Source organism: Bradyrhizobium sp. NBAIM08, from assembly GCF_020193935.1.
GTDB classification, from domain to species: Bacteria; Pseudomonadota; Alphaproteobacteria; order Rhizobiales; family Xanthobacteraceae; genus Bradyrhizobium; species Bradyrhizobium yuanmingense.
Genome location: NZ_JADYVR010000003.1, coordinates 410,321 through 426,395 on the forward strand (window position 1 = coordinate 410,321; position 16,075 = coordinate 426,395).

11 protein-coding genes are annotated in these 16,075 nt (G+C 65.3%); 4 read left to right on the forward strand and 7 right to left on the reverse strand.

All coding sequences use genetic code 11. The features are described from left to right. Window positions 1-266 precede the first annotated feature (266 nt). Window positions 267-2,534 (forward strand): cation:proton antiporter, encoded by a 2,268-nt coding sequence (locus tag I6F37_RS12805; protein WP_036015690.1) that lies wholly within the window; start codon window positions 267-269, stop codon window positions 2,532-2,534. Here the strand turns inward: I6F37_RS12805 and I6F37_RS12810 are convergent. From I6F37_RS12810 to I6F37_RS12835, 6 genes are all read right to left on the reverse strand, one after another. Further along, on the reverse strand, window positions 2,531-5,683 hold the full coding sequence (locus I6F37_RS12810) for an efflux RND transporter permease subunit (protein ID WP_225151356.1): 3,153 nt from the start codon (window positions 5,681-5,683) through the stop codon (window positions 2,531-2,533). The two genes, I6F37_RS12805 and I6F37_RS12810, sit on opposite strands and share 4 nt — an antisense overlap. 12 nt (window positions 5,684-5,695) lie before the next feature. Further along, window positions 5,696-6,892 carry an efflux RND transporter periplasmic adaptor subunit gene (locus tag I6F37_RS12815; RefSeq protein ID WP_057026060.1) on the reverse strand — a complete coding sequence of 399 codons (1,197 nt, stop codon included), beginning with the start codon at window positions 6,890-6,892 and terminating at the stop codon, window positions 5,696-5,698. Between the two features lie 172 nt (window positions 6,893-7,064). After that, window positions 7,065-8,045, reverse strand: coding sequence for an NAD-dependent epimerase/dehydratase family protein (locus I6F37_RS12820; RefSeq protein WP_225151358.1), 981 nt, complete (start codon window positions 8,043-8,045; stop codon window positions 7,065-7,067). 66 nt (window positions 8,046-8,111) lie between these two features. Beyond that, the gene (locus tag I6F37_RS12825) at window positions 8,112-9,185 is read right to left on the reverse strand and encodes a hypothetical protein (RefSeq protein ID WP_225151360.1); all 1,074 of its coding nucleotides are present in this window, start codon (window positions 9,183-9,185) and stop codon (window positions 8,112-8,114) included. Window positions 9,186-9,267: 82 nt separating this feature from the next. Beyond that, complete coding sequence (locus tag I6F37_RS12830; protein WP_225151362.1) at window positions 9,268-10,758, reverse strand: NAD(P)/FAD-dependent oxidoreductase; 1,491 nt, start codon at window positions 10,756-10,758, stop codon at window positions 9,268-9,270. A gap of 99 nt (window positions 10,759-10,857) precedes the next feature. Beyond that, window positions 10,858-11,307, reverse strand: coding sequence for a cupin domain-containing protein (locus I6F37_RS12835; protein ID WP_036042217.1), 450 nt, complete (start codon window positions 11,305-11,307; stop codon window positions 10,858-10,860). A 188-nt stretch (window positions 11,308-11,495) separates the two neighbouring features. On the opposite strand from I6F37_RS12835, the gene I6F37_RS12840 reads away from it, so the two are divergent. After that, window positions 11,496-12,521, forward strand: a complete 1,026-nt coding sequence (locus I6F37_RS12840) for an AraC family transcriptional regulator (RefSeq protein ID WP_225151363.1) — start codon at window positions 11,496-11,498, stop codon at window positions 12,519-12,521. A 29-nt stretch (window positions 12,522-12,550) separates the two neighbouring features. Here I6F37_RS12840 and I6F37_RS12845 read toward each other — a convergent pair whose 3' ends face one another. Then, a complete protein-coding gene (locus I6F37_RS12845; RefSeq protein WP_225151365.1) occupies window positions 12,551-13,183 on the reverse strand; it encodes a cupin domain-containing protein in 633 nt (210 codons plus the stop codon). Between the two features lie 220 nt (window positions 13,184-13,403). Here I6F37_RS12845 and I6F37_RS12850 point away from each other — a divergent pair, with 220 nt between their 5' ends. Further along, window positions 13,404-15,095, forward strand: a complete 1,692-nt coding sequence (locus I6F37_RS12850) for a peptide ABC transporter substrate-binding protein (RefSeq protein ID WP_225151367.1) — start codon at window positions 13,404-13,406, stop codon at window positions 15,093-15,095. Window positions 15,096-15,122: 27 nt separating this feature from the next. After that, window positions 15,123-16,073, forward strand: coding sequence for an ABC transporter permease (locus tag I6F37_RS12855; RefSeq protein WP_225151369.1), 951 nt, complete (start codon window positions 15,123-15,125; stop codon window positions 16,071-16,073). Window positions 16,074-16,075 lie beyond the last annotated feature (2 nt).

A 16,075-nucleotide genomic window follows, 5' to 3' on the forward strand; every position in this document is an offset into this window, starting at 1 on the left:
AATGACGGAGAATGAGGAGGCACCCTCGCCATGCCACCCACGATGCCATTCTGCCAGTGTTTTGCCCGACGGAGCAAGCCGTTTCGGCAAAGCCGAACTTTTTGAAAGTTTTCAACGGCATCCCTACTGTGCATGGGGTTGTTTTCGCGTTTGGCGTTTTTGCCCCCTCCGTCCCGTCGTGCGCGGCAGGAACTCCCGCCGCCTCCCGCGGGTTCTATCCCCGTGGCCCCGACAGCGGGGCCGGGTAAAGGGGAAATGACGCCTGCATGCTGTGGACCTTGCTCCGGCCGGTCGGCCTCGTCCCCGCGGCGCTCATCCTCACCACCATTGCGGCCGGCGCCGAAGCGGGCAAATCGGCCGGCCCGTCCGAATTCCTGCTGGTGGCGCAGATCGTCCTGCTGATCGCGGTGGGTCGCGGCCTCGGCGAGATCATGATGCGCGTCGGCCAACCCTCAGTGATCGGCGAGCTGCTCGCCGGCATCATCCTGGGGCCGTCATTGCTCGGCTGGATTTGGCCCGAGGCGCAAGCCGCGATCTTTCCCAACGCGCCCGAGCAGAAGGCGATGATCGCCGGCATCGCCCAGTTCGGCATCCTGCTGCTTTTGCTGCTGACCGGCATGGAAACCGACCTCAAGCTGGTCCGGAAGGTGGGCAGGGCCGCGATCGCGATCTCGATCGCTGGCATCGTCGTGCCGTTCGCCTGCGGCTTCGCACTCGGCGAGTTCCTGCCGGATGCGCTGCTGCCCAATCCGCAGGAGCGCCTGGTGGCGTCGCTGTTCATGGGCACGGCGCTGTCGATCTCCTCGGTGAAGATCGTCGCGGTCGTCGTGCGCGAGATGAACTTCATGCGCCGCAACGTCGGGCAGATCATCGTCGCGACCGCCGTGATCGACGACACAATCGGCTGGATCATCATCGCCGTCATTTTCAGCCTCGCTTCGCAAGGCTCGCTCGACATCGCTTCCGTGACCAAGTCGGTGCTGGGAACGCTCGCCTTCCTCGCGGTCAGCTTCACCATCGGCCGCCGCCTGGTGTTCCAGCTGATCCGCTGGGCCAACGATAATCTCGTCAGCGCGGCCGCGGTCATCTCCGTGATCCTGCTGCTGATGAGCGTCATGGCGATGATCACGCATCTGATCGGCGTCCACACCGTATTAGGTGCCTTCGTCGCCGGCATCCTGGTCGGGGAATCGCCGATCCTGACGCGGCAGATCGACGAGCGCCTGCGCGGGCTGATCTCGAGCTTCTTCATGCCGGTGTTCTTCGGTCTCGCCGGGCTCAGCGCCGATCTCACGGTGCTGCGCGATCCCAACCTCCTGATGCTCACCGGCCTGCTCGTCGTGATCGCCAGCGTCGGCAAGTTCGGTGGCGCGTTCGTCGGCGGCACCGTGGGCGGGTTGAACGGGAGGGAGTCGCTGGCCCTCGCCAGCGGCATGAACGCGCGCGGCTCGACCGAGGTCATCATCGCGACCATTGGCCTGTCGATCGGCGTGCTCAGCCAGAACCTGTTCACGATGATCGTGACGATGGCGATCGTGACCACGATGGCGATGCCGCCGATGCTGCGCGCGGCGCTGGCCAGGCTGCCGATGAGCGCGGAGGAGAAGGAGCGGTTGGAGCGCGAGGAGTTCGAGAGGCGCGGCTTCGTCGCCAATCTCGAACGTCCCTTGCTCGCGGTGGACGAGAGCGTCAACGCCACCTTCGCCGCGCATGTCGCCGGACTGATCGCCGGCATGCGCGGCCTGCCGATCACGGTGCTGCATATCGGCAAGCGCGCCGAGGAACAAGAGAAGGGGCGCGGCGAGGAAGTGAGCCACGAAGCCGTGGTGAAGAAGGCGGCCGAAACCGTCTCCGCCAACAGCGACAACGATGCCGGCAGCGTCGATGTCATCAGCCGCACCAGGCGCGCGGAGCTTGGCGAGACCATTGCCGACGAGGCGCGCAAGGGCTTCGATCTCCTGGTCGTCGGCATCGCCAAGGTCGCCGCCACCAAGGACCGTTTCGATCGCAAGGTCGAGGATATTGCCGCGAAGTTCGAAGGACCGCTTGCGATCGTGGCCGCCAAGGGCAAGCACCTGAAACAGCCGATGCCCGAGGCGCTCAACATCCTCGTTCCCGTGTCCGGCAGCGCCGTCTCCAAGCGCGGTGCCGAGGTCGCCGTGGCGCTGGCGCAGGCCGGCTCAGGTTCTCTTCGGGTGGTCTATGTAGCGACGACGCGCGACAAGGGTGCGCAGCGCGGTAGCTCGCGCGGGTTGAGCCAGGAGACAGGCATCCTCAAGGACACCAGCGATCTCGCCGCCCGCTACGACGTCGACATCACCACGACCCTGCGCGTGAACCGCGCGCCGGAGGCGGCGATTCTGCGCGAGATCGACACCACCGACGTCGACCTCGTCGTCATGGGCGTTGACCGGATCCAGGCCGACCATCTCTCCTTCGGCGGCGTCGCCGATGCAGTGCTGCGACAGTCGAAGGTCTCGGTGCTCCTGGTCTCGAGCGGCGAGGCGCGGCAGGCGCCGGCGGAGCAGGGTTAGGGCTTCACCTCCGCCACCGCCTGCGGCTTCTTCTTCGACGACCGCCAGTTCTCGAAACGCTGCACCACGACGAAGAAGGCCGGCACGAACAGCACCGCAAGGCAGGTCGAGGCCAGCATGCCCGAGAATACCGTGATGCCGATCGACTTGCGCGCGCTGGCGCCGGCGCCGGTGGCGAGCACCAGCGGGACGACGCCGAGGATGAAGGCGAACGAGGTCATCAGGATCGGCCGGAAGCGGGCGCGCGCGGCCTCGATCGCGGATTCGATGATCGGCTTGCCGTCGCGGCCGTGCAGCTCGAGCCCCACCTCGACGATCAGGATGGCGTTCTTGGCCGAGAGCGCGATCAAGAGGATCAGGCCGATCTGGCAATAGAGATTGTTGTCGATCTTGAGGGCGGAGAGGATCAGCATCGGCCCGAGCAGCGACAGCGGCACGGCGAGAATCACCGAGATCGGCGCGTACCAGCTCTCGTACTGGCCGGCGAGCACGAGATAGACCAGCAGCATGGCGAGCCCGAACACCCAGTAGATCTGGTTCGAGACCGCCTTCTCCTGATACGACATCGCGGTCCATTCATAGCCGGTGCCCGGCGGCAACGTCTTGTCCGCGATTTCCTCCATCAGCTTCAGCGATTGGCCCGACGAATAGCCCTGCGCCGGCAGGCCGATCACGGTCGAGGACGGATAGAGATTGTAGAGGCTGATCAGCGACGGGCCGGTGGCCGGCGTGATCTTGGCGACGGTGCCGAGCGGGATCATGTCGCCGTTCGAGTTGCGCACCTGCATGTTGGCGATGTCGCGCTCGGTGACGCGGAAGGCGGGATCGGCTTGCGTATAGACCTGGAACACGCGGCCGAACTTGTTGAACTGGTTGACATAGGAAGAGCCGAGATAGGTAGACAGCGCCGAGAACACCTGATCCGTGGTGACATGAAGCGTCTGAGTCTTGACGCGGTCGATCTCGACGTTGAATTGCGGCACCGAGGAGCGGAACGAGGACTGCACGCGCTGCAGCGCGCTCTGGCTTTGAGCGTTGGTGACCATCGCGCCGGTGATGGCCTGCAGCTTGGCGAAATCGCTGTTGCCGTCGCGCAGCTCGACCTGCATCGAGAAGCCGGCGGCGTTGCCGATGCCCTGGATCGGTGGCGGCGGCAACACGATGGTGCGCGCCTCCATGATATCAGCGAGCTTGTCGTTCAGGCCAAAGACCAGCGAGCGCAGATCCTCACCGGGCCCTTTACGCGCGTCCCAATCCTTCAGGATGATGTAGGCGACACCGGCATTGGCGAGGCTGGCGCTGTTGTCGAGCGCGGAGATGCCGGCGATGGTGATGACCTGCGCCACGCCGGGCGTGTCCTTGATCAGCCCGCTCGCTTTGTCGAGCACGGCCTGCGTCCGCTCCAGCGCGGCGCCGTCGGGCAGCTGCACCGCGGCGATCAGATAGCCCTGGTCCTCGATCGGCAGGAAGCCGGTCGGCACCCGCGACAGGCCATAGCCGCTGGCGGCGATGATCAGCAGTGCGAACGCGACCGAGATGGTGGCGTGCTTCACGAGGAACGTGATCAGCCTTGTGTAGCCGCGCTCGACGCGGTTGTAGACCGCATTGAAGCCCCGATAGAAGAAATTGCGCTGCTCCGGCGGCACGGCCGGCCGCAGCCACAGCGCGCATTGCGTCGGCTTCAAGGTCGCGGCGTTGATGGCGGAGAGCAGGGCGGTCGCGGCGATCACCAGCGCGAATTGCGAGTAGGTGCGCCCGGTCAGTCCGGCGAGGAACGAAGCGGGCAGGAACACCGAGATCAGCACCAGCGTGATGCCGACGATCGGCGCGAACAGCTGGTCCATCGCGCGGATCGCGGCGTCGTGGCCGTTCATGCCCTGTTCGATGTTGTGGGCGGCGCCCTCGACCACGACGATGGCGTCGTCGACCACGATGCCGATCGCGAGCACGATCGCAAACAGCGTCGACATGTTGATGGTGAAGCCGAGTGCCGCCATCGCGGCGAAGGCGCCGATGATGGTGACAGGCACGGTCGTCGCCGGCACCAGCATCGCGCGCCAGTCCTGCAGGAAGATGAGGATCACGACCAGCACCAGCAGGCCGGCCTCGATCAGGGTCATATAGACCTCGTGCACCGAGGCTTCGACGAACTTGGTGGTGTCGAACGGCGTGTCGTACTTGATGCCTTCGGGGAAGCGCTTGGCGAGCTCCGCCATCTTCTTCTCGACGGCCTGCTCGACCTGCAGCGCGTTGGCGCCCGGCGACTGGAACACGCCGATGCCGACCGCGGGCTGCTTGTTGAGCGAGAAGATCTGGCTGTAGGTCTGCGCGCCGAGTTCGACCCAGCCGACGTCGCGCACCCGCGTGACGTCGCCGCTCGTGCCCGTCTTGACGATGATGTTCTCGAACTGGCCGGCGTCGTCGAGCCGTCCGTTGACGTTCAGCGTGTACTGGAACGCTTGTCCCGGCGGCGTCGGCGGCGCGCCGACCTGACCGGCGGCGACCTGCTGGCTCTGCTGCTGGATTGCCTGGATCACGTCCTGCGGCACCAGGCCACGCACCTGCAGCTTGTTGGGATCGAGCCAGATCCGCATCGAGTATTGCCCGGCGCCGAATACGGTGACGTTGCCGACGCCGGGCAGGCGCGAGAGCTCGTCGCGGATGTTGATGGTGGCGTAGTTGCTCAAGTAGAGGCTGTCGTACCTCGCATCCGGCGAGGTGAGCGTCACGAACAACAGGATCGAGGTCGACCGCTTCTGCACGGTGACTCCCTGGTTCTGCACGGCTTGCGGCAATTGCGACAATGCGCTGGAGACGCGGTTCTGCACCAGCACCTGCGCGAAGTTGAGGTCGGTGCCGATCTTGAAGGTCACGGTCAGCGTGTAGGTGCCGTCGGAGCCGCTGTAGGATTGCATGTACAGCATGTCCTCGACGCCGTTGACCTGCTGCTCGATCGGCAGCGCCACGGTATCGATCACGGTCTTGGCGCTGGCGCCGGGATAGCGCGTGGTGACCTGCACGGTCGGTGGCACCACGTCGGGATATTGCGCGATGGCGAGATTGAACAGCGCGACGCCGCCGATCAGGATCATCAACAGCGCGATGACGTTCGAGAGGACCGGCCGCTCGATGAAGAACTTTGAGATCATGGCTGGCAGCCCCTACTTGCTCGAGGCCTGCGTCTGCTCGATCTTCGTCACCTGCGGGTCGATCTTCTGGCCCGGGATGACGCGCAAGAGCCCCGCGGTCACGACGCGATCCTCTGGCTTCAGGCCGCTCTCGATCACGCGCAGGCCGTTGTCGACCGGGCCGATCTGTACCTTGCGCTGCTCGACGACGTTGTCGCTGTTGACGACGAGGAGATAGCGGCCGCCCTGGTCGCTGCCGAGCGCGGTGTCGGGAACGAGCAGGGCGCTCTTCTCCTGGTCGAAGGGCACGCGGACCCGGACGAAATAGCCAGGCAGCAGCACCCGCTTGTCGTTGGGAACGAGGCCGCGCACGGCCAGCGTGCCGGTCGACTGGTTGAGGGTCGGCGAGACGTAGTCGAGCTTGCCCTCATGAGGGTAGCCGGTATCGGTCTGCAGCCCCACTTGAATCGGGAAGTGCTTCATGTCCGCGGGCGTCAGTCCGCGACGGGTCGCCTCGGCGCGGATGCGCAGCACGTCCTGCTCGTTGACGGTGAAGTTCACATAGATCGGGTCCATCGCCACGATGGTGGCGAGCTGGGTCGGCGAGGAGACGCCGACGAGCTCGCCGATCGAGACCATGTGCGCGCTGACGATGCCGTCGAACGGTGCCGTGACCTTGGTGTAGCCGTAATTGACTTCGGCGAGCTTGGTGTTGGCCTGGGCCTGCTGCAGATTGGCCTGGGCGTTGTCGCGGTTCGAGGTCGAGGTGTCGAGCGTGGCTTGCGAGACCGCCTGGCGCTGCACCAGCTCGGCCTGTCGCTTGTAGTCGGCCTCCGCCTGCCGGAGCGAGGCCTGCGCGCCGACTTCGGCCGCCTGCGCCTGCTCGAGCTTGAGCTTGTAGGTCTCAGGCTCGATCGTGAACAGCTGGGTGCCCTGCTTCACGAATGTGCCGTCCTGATAGTCGATCGTTTGCAGAAAGCCCTGCACGCGCGCGACGAGATCGACGCTCTTGATCGGTGCCGTGTTGCCGGTCGCCTCGATGTAGCGCGTCACCGGACGCTGCACCGGCGTCGCGACGTCGACCTTGGGCGGCGGCGGCGCCACGAACGTGTTCTTGTCCTCGCAGCCGGCGAGCACAGCCAATGCCGCGGTTGCGGCGAGTGCCCGACCGATATGTTTCCTCGCTGCTCCATTGCGTCGTGCGGGAGATGCGGGATTTGCGCGGCTCATTCGGTGGTCCCCGATTGCTGTCTGTCGGTGCGGCAGGCTACCAACAAACGGGCAGTCGTGGAACACCATAGCCATGGCGGTCACGGGTCTTGCACCGAAAACGGCAGTGTGGCCTTTGACAGATTTGTCACGACAAGGCGCTTTTCACCGGCGAACGATGGCCCGTCCGCACCTAGGGCTGGCGCGCATGCCACGCCGCGAGCACATCCTTCTCGTCTTCGGCAGTGAGACCGACGACTGGCCCGTTGTTGGCGCGGAGCCAATGAAGCGTATCGCGCGCGGTGTCTCCCGGCGGTCGCGAGGTCAATCCGGCCGCGCGCGCCGGCGAGGTATCGCGCGTCAGGAAGCCGGCGTAGTCCGGCAATGGCAGCCACATCGGTAAGGACCGCGGGCCCGCCCAACGCCTGACGTCATGCGCTTCCAGAAAGGCGCGATCGATCCAGGTGAAGGTGCAGGACGCGTTCAGCGCGGATGCGCATTCGCTCAGGAATCCGCCGCGCGTGCGGATCGGCCCAATCCCGTCATAGATGCCGACGAGACCGCTCTCTGCCGCATGCACGATCCATTGCGCGAGATCGCGCACGTCGATGAACTGGACCGCATCCTCCGGCGATCCCGGCGCCAGCACCTCGCCGCCGCGCGCAAGCCGCGCCGGCCAATAGGCGAACCGTCCGGTCGGGTCCTCGGGGCCTGCGATCAGTCCGGCGCGGCAGATGAAGGCATCATCGCCGACCGCCTGTTCGCAGGCCACCTTGGCGGCGCCGTAGATCGCGTCGGTGCTGTGCTCGACATCTGCCCCAATGGGCTCGCGCAGCGGCGCCGTGTCGGCCCGTTGGCCCGGCACGCGGTTGTCCGCATAGACACTGACGGTGGACACGAAGGTCCAATGCACGCCCGGCCGCTTCAGCGCGGCGACCGCACGGCGGACCTGGCCGGGATGACGCGAGACGTCGACCATGGCGTCGAACGTCTCACCCGTGAGTGGCCCAAGTCCGTCGGCCAGGTCGCGGTCGATCTGCATGAAGCGCGCACCCGTAGCGATCGGCCCCGCGAGTCCGCGCGCGGCGCAGGTCACGTCGTGACCGACCGCGCAAGCATGGCTTGCTATCGCGCGCCCAAGAAACTGGCTGCCGCCGAGGATGAGAATGCGCATGAAACAGTCCAGTGTCGCCGATGAGGCCGCGAGACTACAACCTCCACCGGCGGTTGCAACGATCCCTCAGCGCGGCTTGATCTCGGCGTATTTCGCTATCGCTTTCTCGAACTTCCGGTTGAACAGCCACATCGCGGCGAAGATCTCGCGGTAGCTCGCCGAGGTCTTTGCCCGGTCGGCCTGTCCGAAGGCAAAAATGCTGTTGTTGCGCAGGTACCTCATGATTCTGGGGCTCGACACCCGATAGTTCAGGAGATCGCCCGATTTGAGCGCGGACCGCGTCGGGGTAGGAACGATCTGGATCAGCTGGAACAGCTTCATCTGGTCGATCGGGTCGGGCAGCGTCTTGACGATTCCCGGAATCTCGCGGAACAGATCGGAGTGCGCGTTCATCAACCCGTTGCGGACGTTGGTCCAGTGGTTGAAGCGCTGATCGGTGCCGCGGGCACGCGCCTCCTCCTTGTCGTCTCGCGCGCTCAAGCCCGGGTCGATCGCAGCTACGTCGCCCTTGATCTTCTCCCATTTCCGCCGGCCGTTGCGGTCTTCGGAGGGGCCTGTCTGGAAGCTGCCCATATAGGTGTTCGAGCGTGCATTGCGGACATTCTGCTTGCCGTTGGTCTCCGCAAAGAACAGCCCGAGGCTGATCCGCCCGGCAGCTTCGGCGTGTTCGGGAGCGAGGCCCTTGGCGCGCGCAATCGCGACCGCAAGATCGACGACGTCCTCGAACGGCGTCGGCGAGCTCTGCGCGTTGGCAGGCGGCGCCTCCATGAGGTCGAACAGCCTGCCGTATTCCTCGACCAGCGGCTCGATCTCGGCATCGAAATAGGCCGGAGGAATCTCGAACTTGTTCGGCCGGCCGATCCGCGACGGCATGACGTCGGTGAGGTCCTTGTAGCTGCTGATCACAGCGACGCGCGCGAGATAGAGCGCCTGTCCCGGCAGGTTCGGCAGCGGCTCCTTCGCCTCGATCTGGCGCCGCCGCTCAGTGAGGATGGATTTGAAGTCGCCGAGCGCGCGCTCGTAAGCCGCGAGCGCCTCCGATTGCTGTGGCGTCGGCGCCGCCTTTTGCGCAACGGTGGGCACCGCGCCGAAGATGGCAACAGCCGCAAGGGCCGCGGCGGCAAGTCGTCTCGATCCCATGGCCGATCCTATGGCTGGTTCCCGTCGATTCGATGGCCAGCGAGATCGTAGACGTCGGAGGCGAGCCGCCGCAATTCTCCTTTCACGCCGCCCGGTAGTCCGGCGCCGTCGCCAGGAACTTGGCGTAAGCATCCGCATCCGGCGGCTGGAAGCGGCCCGCGAGTCCGCCGCGCTTCTGGTTTTTCGCGCCGATATCGGCCATCAGCTCGTCGAAATGGCGGTAGTGATAAGGGGCGACGCAGAGGCCGCCATAGACGCCCGCGGCCGGCCGCTCGACGCGCTTGAAGTGCAGCATCATCTCGATGTTGTCGCGCATCGCCTGTGCCGTCGGCTGGTTCGCGAGCTGGCCGTCGGCATAACGCACCAGCCAGTTCGCCGCGAGGTCGGCGCAGAGCACGGTGCAGAACGAGGAGTTGAAGCCGACGAAGCCGAGCTCGGGCAGATCCGGATTGGCGATCAGGCGATAGAGCCGGTACTGCCCGTCGGCATCGACCAGTTTCTGCCGGTAGGCCTCGGGCAGGAACGGCACGCCGAGCTTGTAGCCGATCGCGAGCACGGCGACGTCGGCGCCCACGCGCTCGCCACCACTCATCACGATGCTGTCGCCCTCATAATGGTCGAACGTGCCGAACACGGCCTTGATGCGGCCGTCGGCGACCATCGGGTAGAAGCCCGGCGTTGCGATGGGCACCGAGCAGTTGACGCCGTCCTCGATGCGCTCCTTCGGCACCATGTTGCAGCGGCCGAGCTTGAGCTGCGCCTTCAACAGGCTCTCCAGCCCGCGCCAATTGGCCCAGACCAGCGGCGCGGCGAGGCGGTGCGCGAGCCGTCCCATCGTGCTGATGCCCCAACCCGGAAACATCTCCTCCTGCGCGCGGATGTAGAGGATGCGCTTGAAGTTCACGAGACCGCCGATGAAATAGGGAATGCGCCAGACCGGCTCACGCATCACGATGGTGACCTCGCGCGCGCCTGACTTCACCGCATTCACGGCGATGTCAGTTGCGGACTTCGAGCCGCCGAGCACGACGACGCGGCGTTCCTTCGCCAAGGTCGGATCGCCGTATTTCGACGAGTGCAGGATCTGGCCGCCCTGCGCCAGAAAGCCGTCCTCGCCGGGGCAATGCAGCTCGCGTGGCTCGTTGAATTGCCCGGTGCAGACCGCGACGAAATCGAAATCCTCGCTCGTGGTCGTGCCGTTCCTGTCCTTCAAGGCAAGCGTCCATCCCGACCTGCCGTCGCCACGGCGCGCCATGCCGGCGACTTCGGTGTTGAGCCGCAGCATGCGCTCGAGGCCAAAACTCTTGGCATAGTCGGCGAGGTAGGCGTGGACCTGCGGCCCGGTCGGCCATTCCGGATAGGCATCCGGCATGGCGCGGTCGGTGTAGCGGTAGAGCTCCTTCGGGCTCTGGGTCTGCACCTCGGGGTAGGAGCGCGCCGGCTCCCAGACGCCGCCGAGATCTGAGCTGCGCTCGACGATGGTGACGCGGTGGCCTCGGGTGGAGAATGCTTTCGCGGCGGCAAGGCCGGAGACGCCGGCGCCGATCACGCAGACATGTTTTGGGCTGACCATGGGTTTGCTCGATGTGTTTGGCGCGCAAGCGACCGCGTTCGGCCGCACGGTGCGGCCGGCCAGGCTGCAAGCAGATGCAAGTGGAGGGAGCGGCGACCGCTAGTCGTTGGCCTCGGGCGGCAGGAAGTCGACCTCATGCAGCGCCGAAATGCGCACGACCTCGGCCGGGTCGGTCAGATTGTGCAGTTGGTTGAACAGCGCCTCCAGCTTCTGCATCGGTGAGACCCAGAACAGCGCGCGGCACGGCTTGTCGGACTTGTTGAAATAGCCGTGCGGGATGCCGCGTGGCATGCGCACGAGGTCGCCGGCATTGGCCTTGACCCATTGACCGTCGAGCTTGAGATCAAGCGTGCCCTCCTGCACCAGGATGAACTCGTCCTGGGTCGGATGGATATGCACCGGCACGAACTGGCCGGGATCGCTGTTGGTCTCGAACGCGAAGGTGGAATCGGTGACGGCCTTGGGGAAATAGACCTGGCCAAGGATGTTCCAGCTCTTGCCGCCGTAGCCTGTGCCGTTCGCGGTGATACCTTTTTCGAGTGCAGTCATGGCTTGCTCCTCATGGATTCCGGCGGGGACGGAGCATCGGCCGGGGACGGACCGCCTGTCTATCCGCTAAACGAATCCGGATGAACCTATTGCCATGCAGCACGACGAATTTGCGAGCTACGGCCCTTTTCGCCCCCGCGGAACTATTATAGGCTTAAAGGAATTCCGGGCGCGAAGCATGGTCGACGATGTCCGCAGCCGAGCTGGAAATGAGCGCAACAGCCTCTGCAGCCGAACGGCTTGCGGCCTTCGCCCGCGTCACCACTGATGACGTCGACGAGGCGGCCGAGCAGATCGGGCGGATCTTCTGCCCGCATGATCTCAAGCCGACGCAGGCGCGGGCGGCCGGCTTCTCGGCCCGGCACAATTGCGCGGCCTTCGATGGCTTCTCCATCAACTACGTCGCCTATGGCGGATCGGTCAGCATCGATCCGGGCTGCCTCGAGCGCTTCTTCCTGGTGCAGGTCCCGCTCGCGGGCAGCGCCCGCATTCGTGCCGGTGGTCGCGAGCTCGATGCAGCGCCGGGCCGGGTCGCCTCGCTGCTGTCGCCGACGATTCCGACCCGGATGACGTGGAGCGATTGCGCGCAGGCGATCCTGCTGCTCGATCGCCGCATGGTCGAGCAGCGCGCCGCGGCCTTGTCGGGCAGGGCGACCGGGGTGGTCGAGTTCGATCCGGTGATCGAGCTGGATGCGCCGTCCGGGCGGGCCCTGCAGACGAGGCTCGCCGAGCTAATGACGCTCGCCGAGCGCCTCGGGCCATCAGGCCGGCTCTCGCCGGCCGCGATGGCCGATTGGCGCGAAGCGTTGCTCGATCATCTGCTCAACCGGCAGCGGCATGGCTTGTCGGATGCGATTGATACGTTCTCGGGGCAGGCCGAGCGTTTGCCGCGTGCCCTTCGCGCCGCGCGCGACCACCTTGCCGACCATGCCGGCGAGCCGCTCGACCTCGCGCAGCTCGCCTGCGCCTCCGGCATCGGCATCCGCGCGCTGCAGCTCGGCTTCCGCCGTCACTTCGGCGTGTCGATCTCGCAGATGCTGCTCGACATGCGCCTCGCCGGCCTCAATGCGCGCCTCGCGCAAGCCGCACCCGATGTTTCCATCACCGAGATGGCCTTCGATCTCGGCTTCACCCATCTTGGCCGCATGGCCGGCGCCTACCGCGAGAAATTCGGCGAGACGCCGTCAGCCACGCTGCGGCGAAGGATGAGCTAGATCCGTCTCGCCAGACCTTGATGCCGGACTCAACCCGCCGGCGAGTCGGTCTGGCGCAGCGTCGTCACCCAGATCACGCGCGCCACCTGCTGGGTCGGGTTGTCGAACATGTGCGGCACGATGCTCGGAAAACGAAAGCTGTCGCCGGCTTCCAGCACATGGGCCTGGTTGTCGAGCCACAGCCGCAGGCTGCCCGAGAGAATGTAGCCCGCCTTCTCGCCGGTGTGCTGCAGGAAGTCGGTGCCGGAGGAGGCGCCGGGGTTGAGCGTGAGCTCGTAGAGCTCGAGCTGGCCTTTGCCTTCCGGCGTCAGCGCTTCCTTGACGACGCCGCTGGCGGTGAGCCGCAGCAGCCGCCTGGCGTTCTTGCGCACGGTGTAGCGCGGCGCTTCGGCAGGATCGCTGCTCTCGAAGAAATAGGAGATGGGAACGTCGAGCGCGATTGAGAGCAGGCGCAGCGTGCGGATCGACGGCATGGCGCGCGCACGTTCGAGCTGGCTGATCATGCCGGTCGACAGGCCGGTCTTGTTGGCGACGTCCTGGATCGACAGGCCGGCGCGCTGCCGCAGCAGCCGCACGGTTTCACCCAGGCGCTGGTCGACCGCATCGTCGGCTTCGAACGTGGAAGCGTCCTTGGTGCCGTTGGTATCGCCGCGACCATCCATGTCGCTCTCCCATGCGTCATCTCAGCCTCGGGTATCGAGTCCCGTGCCTTCAGTCAGAGTGAAAAGCTGGCGGCATTCTAGCAATGCGATTGACAGCTGTATTTAGTCGTGATGAACTTTTGGGAGAAAAATTTAGAAGCACTAAAGCCCACTCCTGTCCCTTTGCCGGGGTCTCGGGGGCGCGGGAGACGGTGCCGCGTGCGGAAACGGAGAGTGGGTCATGGCGGACGACACCGGCAAGTTCGGCGTTGGGGCAGGACATCTCGGCATTCCGAATCGCCGTCAATTCTTCCAGCTCGGCGCGGGCGCGGCCGCAGGCTGGACGCTTTCAGGGAACGCTTCCGCGCAGACCGAACGTCCCACCAATCCGCCGGGCAAGCCGCGTGGCCAAGTGATTGCGGCGCTGTCGCAAGAGCCGACCGTCTTTCATCCCTTGATGCCGGGCATCGAGGTCGATCAGGGCATCTGGTGGCAGGTGTTCTCGCCGCTCTGGTACATCGAGCCCGATGGCAAGTTCGTCCCCGACCTCGCCCGCGAAGTCCCGACCATCGAGAATGGCGGCCTCTCCGCCGATGGCCTGACCTGGAAGATCAAGCTGCGCAATAACGTGAAGTGGCACGACGGCACGCCGTTCACGGCGGAGGATGTCAAATTCTCCATCGAGCTGATCAACAATCCCGCATTCCGTGCGCGCAGCCGGGTCGGCCATAGCCTCGTCAAGGACATCACCGTCGTGGCGTCCGACGAGATCCACTGGCGAATGGAAGCGCCCTATTCGCCCTATATGTCGATCCTGGCGTCGTTCACCTTCATCGTGCCCAAGCACATCCTGGAGAAGGTGTCCGATCCGAATGCCTCATCGTTCCACAATGCGCCTGTCGGGACCGGCCCGTTTCGCTGGGGCGAGCGCGTGCCCGGCGACCATATCCAGCTGAACGCCCACACCGGCTATCACGGCAAGGGGCCGTACCTCGAACGCGTGGTCTTCAAATACATCCCTGATCTCACCGTGCTCTACACCCAGTTCCGCACCGGTCAGGTCGACTACACCGGCCTGCAAGGCATCCTGCCGAACTTCGTGCAGGAGGCAAAGACGCTGAAGGGCCGCAAGATCTTCGTCTCTTCGACCTCCTCGGTAGAGCATATCGCGCCGAACCTGGATTTTGGCCCTTTCACTGATCGTGCCGTGCGCGAGGCGCTCTATCTCGGCATCAACAAGCAGGCGATCATCGACGCGCTCTATTACGGTCTGCCGACGCAGACCGAGAGCTTCGTGCCGCAGCAGGCCTGGTCGTTCCAGCAGGGTCTGCCGCAGCACAAATACGATCCTGCCAAGGCCAACGCGCTGCTCGACGCCGCGGGCTGGGTTCGCGGCTCCGGCGGCATTCGCGAGAAGGGCGGCGTCAAGCTCGAATTCACCAACTCGACGACGGCGGGCAGTGCCGTGCGCGAACAGTGCCAGCAGCTCCTGATCCAGGACTGGCGGGCCATTGGCGCGGCGATGCGCGTCAGCAACATGCCGGCGGCCGTGATCTGGGGCGACTTCTGGCAGCAATCGAAGTTCAATTCAGTGATCGTCGGCGTGAACTTCATGCTGGGCAGCGACCCCGACGTGACGCCGCGCTTCGGCTCCGGCGCCATTCCCGCCAAGGGCGGCCGCGGCTTCAACACTTATCAATATCAAAGCGCGCAGGCCGACCGGCTGTTGTCTGAAGGCGCCAAGCAATTCGACCTGGCGCAACGCAAGGCCACCTATGGCGAGCTGCAAAAGCTGATCCGCAACGACCTCGCCATCCTGCCGCTGTTCCAGGGCTTCATCGCCGAGGGCATCAAGGAGGGGCTGCAAGGCTTCCGTCCCAACATCAACATGTCGATCAACAGCTGGAACATGCGCGAATGGTATTGGGCCTGATGTCTCGGGCTGGTCGGATCGCCTGAGATGGCCCGCTACGTCGTCAATCGCCTGGCGCAGGCGATCATGCTGCTGGTGATCGTCTCGGGGATCGGCTTCGCCATCCTGCATCTGGCGCCCGGCGGGCCGCTGTCGCAGTTTGCCGTCTCAAGCCAGATGACGCAGGAGGATCTCGACCGCGTCACCAGGCAGCTCGGCCTCGATCGTCCGCTGCCGGTCCAATATCTCGACTGGTTCGGCCGCATGGTGCGGGGTGATTGGGGCAAGTCGTATCGCGACGGCGAGGCGGTGCTGTCGGTGATCTCCTCGCATCTCGGCGCCACGCTGGAGCTGATGGCGACGGCGACCATCATCGCCGTGCTGCTCGGCTGCTGGATCGGCATCCTTGGCGCGCTACGCCGCTACTCGCTGTTCGATACGCTTGCCACCGTCGGCGCCATGATCGCGCTGTCGATCCCGACCTTCTGGTTCGGCCTCGTCACCATCTACGTCTTCTCGGTCAAGCTCGGCTGGTTGCCGGCGGGCAACCGGCACACCATTGGCGACGGCTCCTTCTTCGACCTGCTGCATCATCTGATCGCGCCGGCCATGGTGCTGGCGCTGGTCGAGACCGCGATGTGGGGCCGTTTCATGCGCTCCTCGATGCTCGAGGTCATCAACCAGGACTACATCCGCACTGCACGCGCCAAGGGCATGCCGGAATGGCGCATTCTCACGGTGCACGCGCTTCGCAACGCGCTGCTGCCGATGATCACGGTCGCCGGCCTGCAGTTTCCGACGCTGCTGGGCGGTGCGCTGGTGGCGGAGACCGTGTTCACCTGGCCGGGCATGGGCCGCCTGTTCCTGGATTCGATTGGTTACCGCGACTATCCCGTGGTGATGGGCATCCTGATGTTCTCGGCGACGATGGTGCTGATCGGCTCGCTGCTGGCAGACATCCTCTATGCCGTCGTCGATCCGCGCATCCGGGTGGGCTGAAG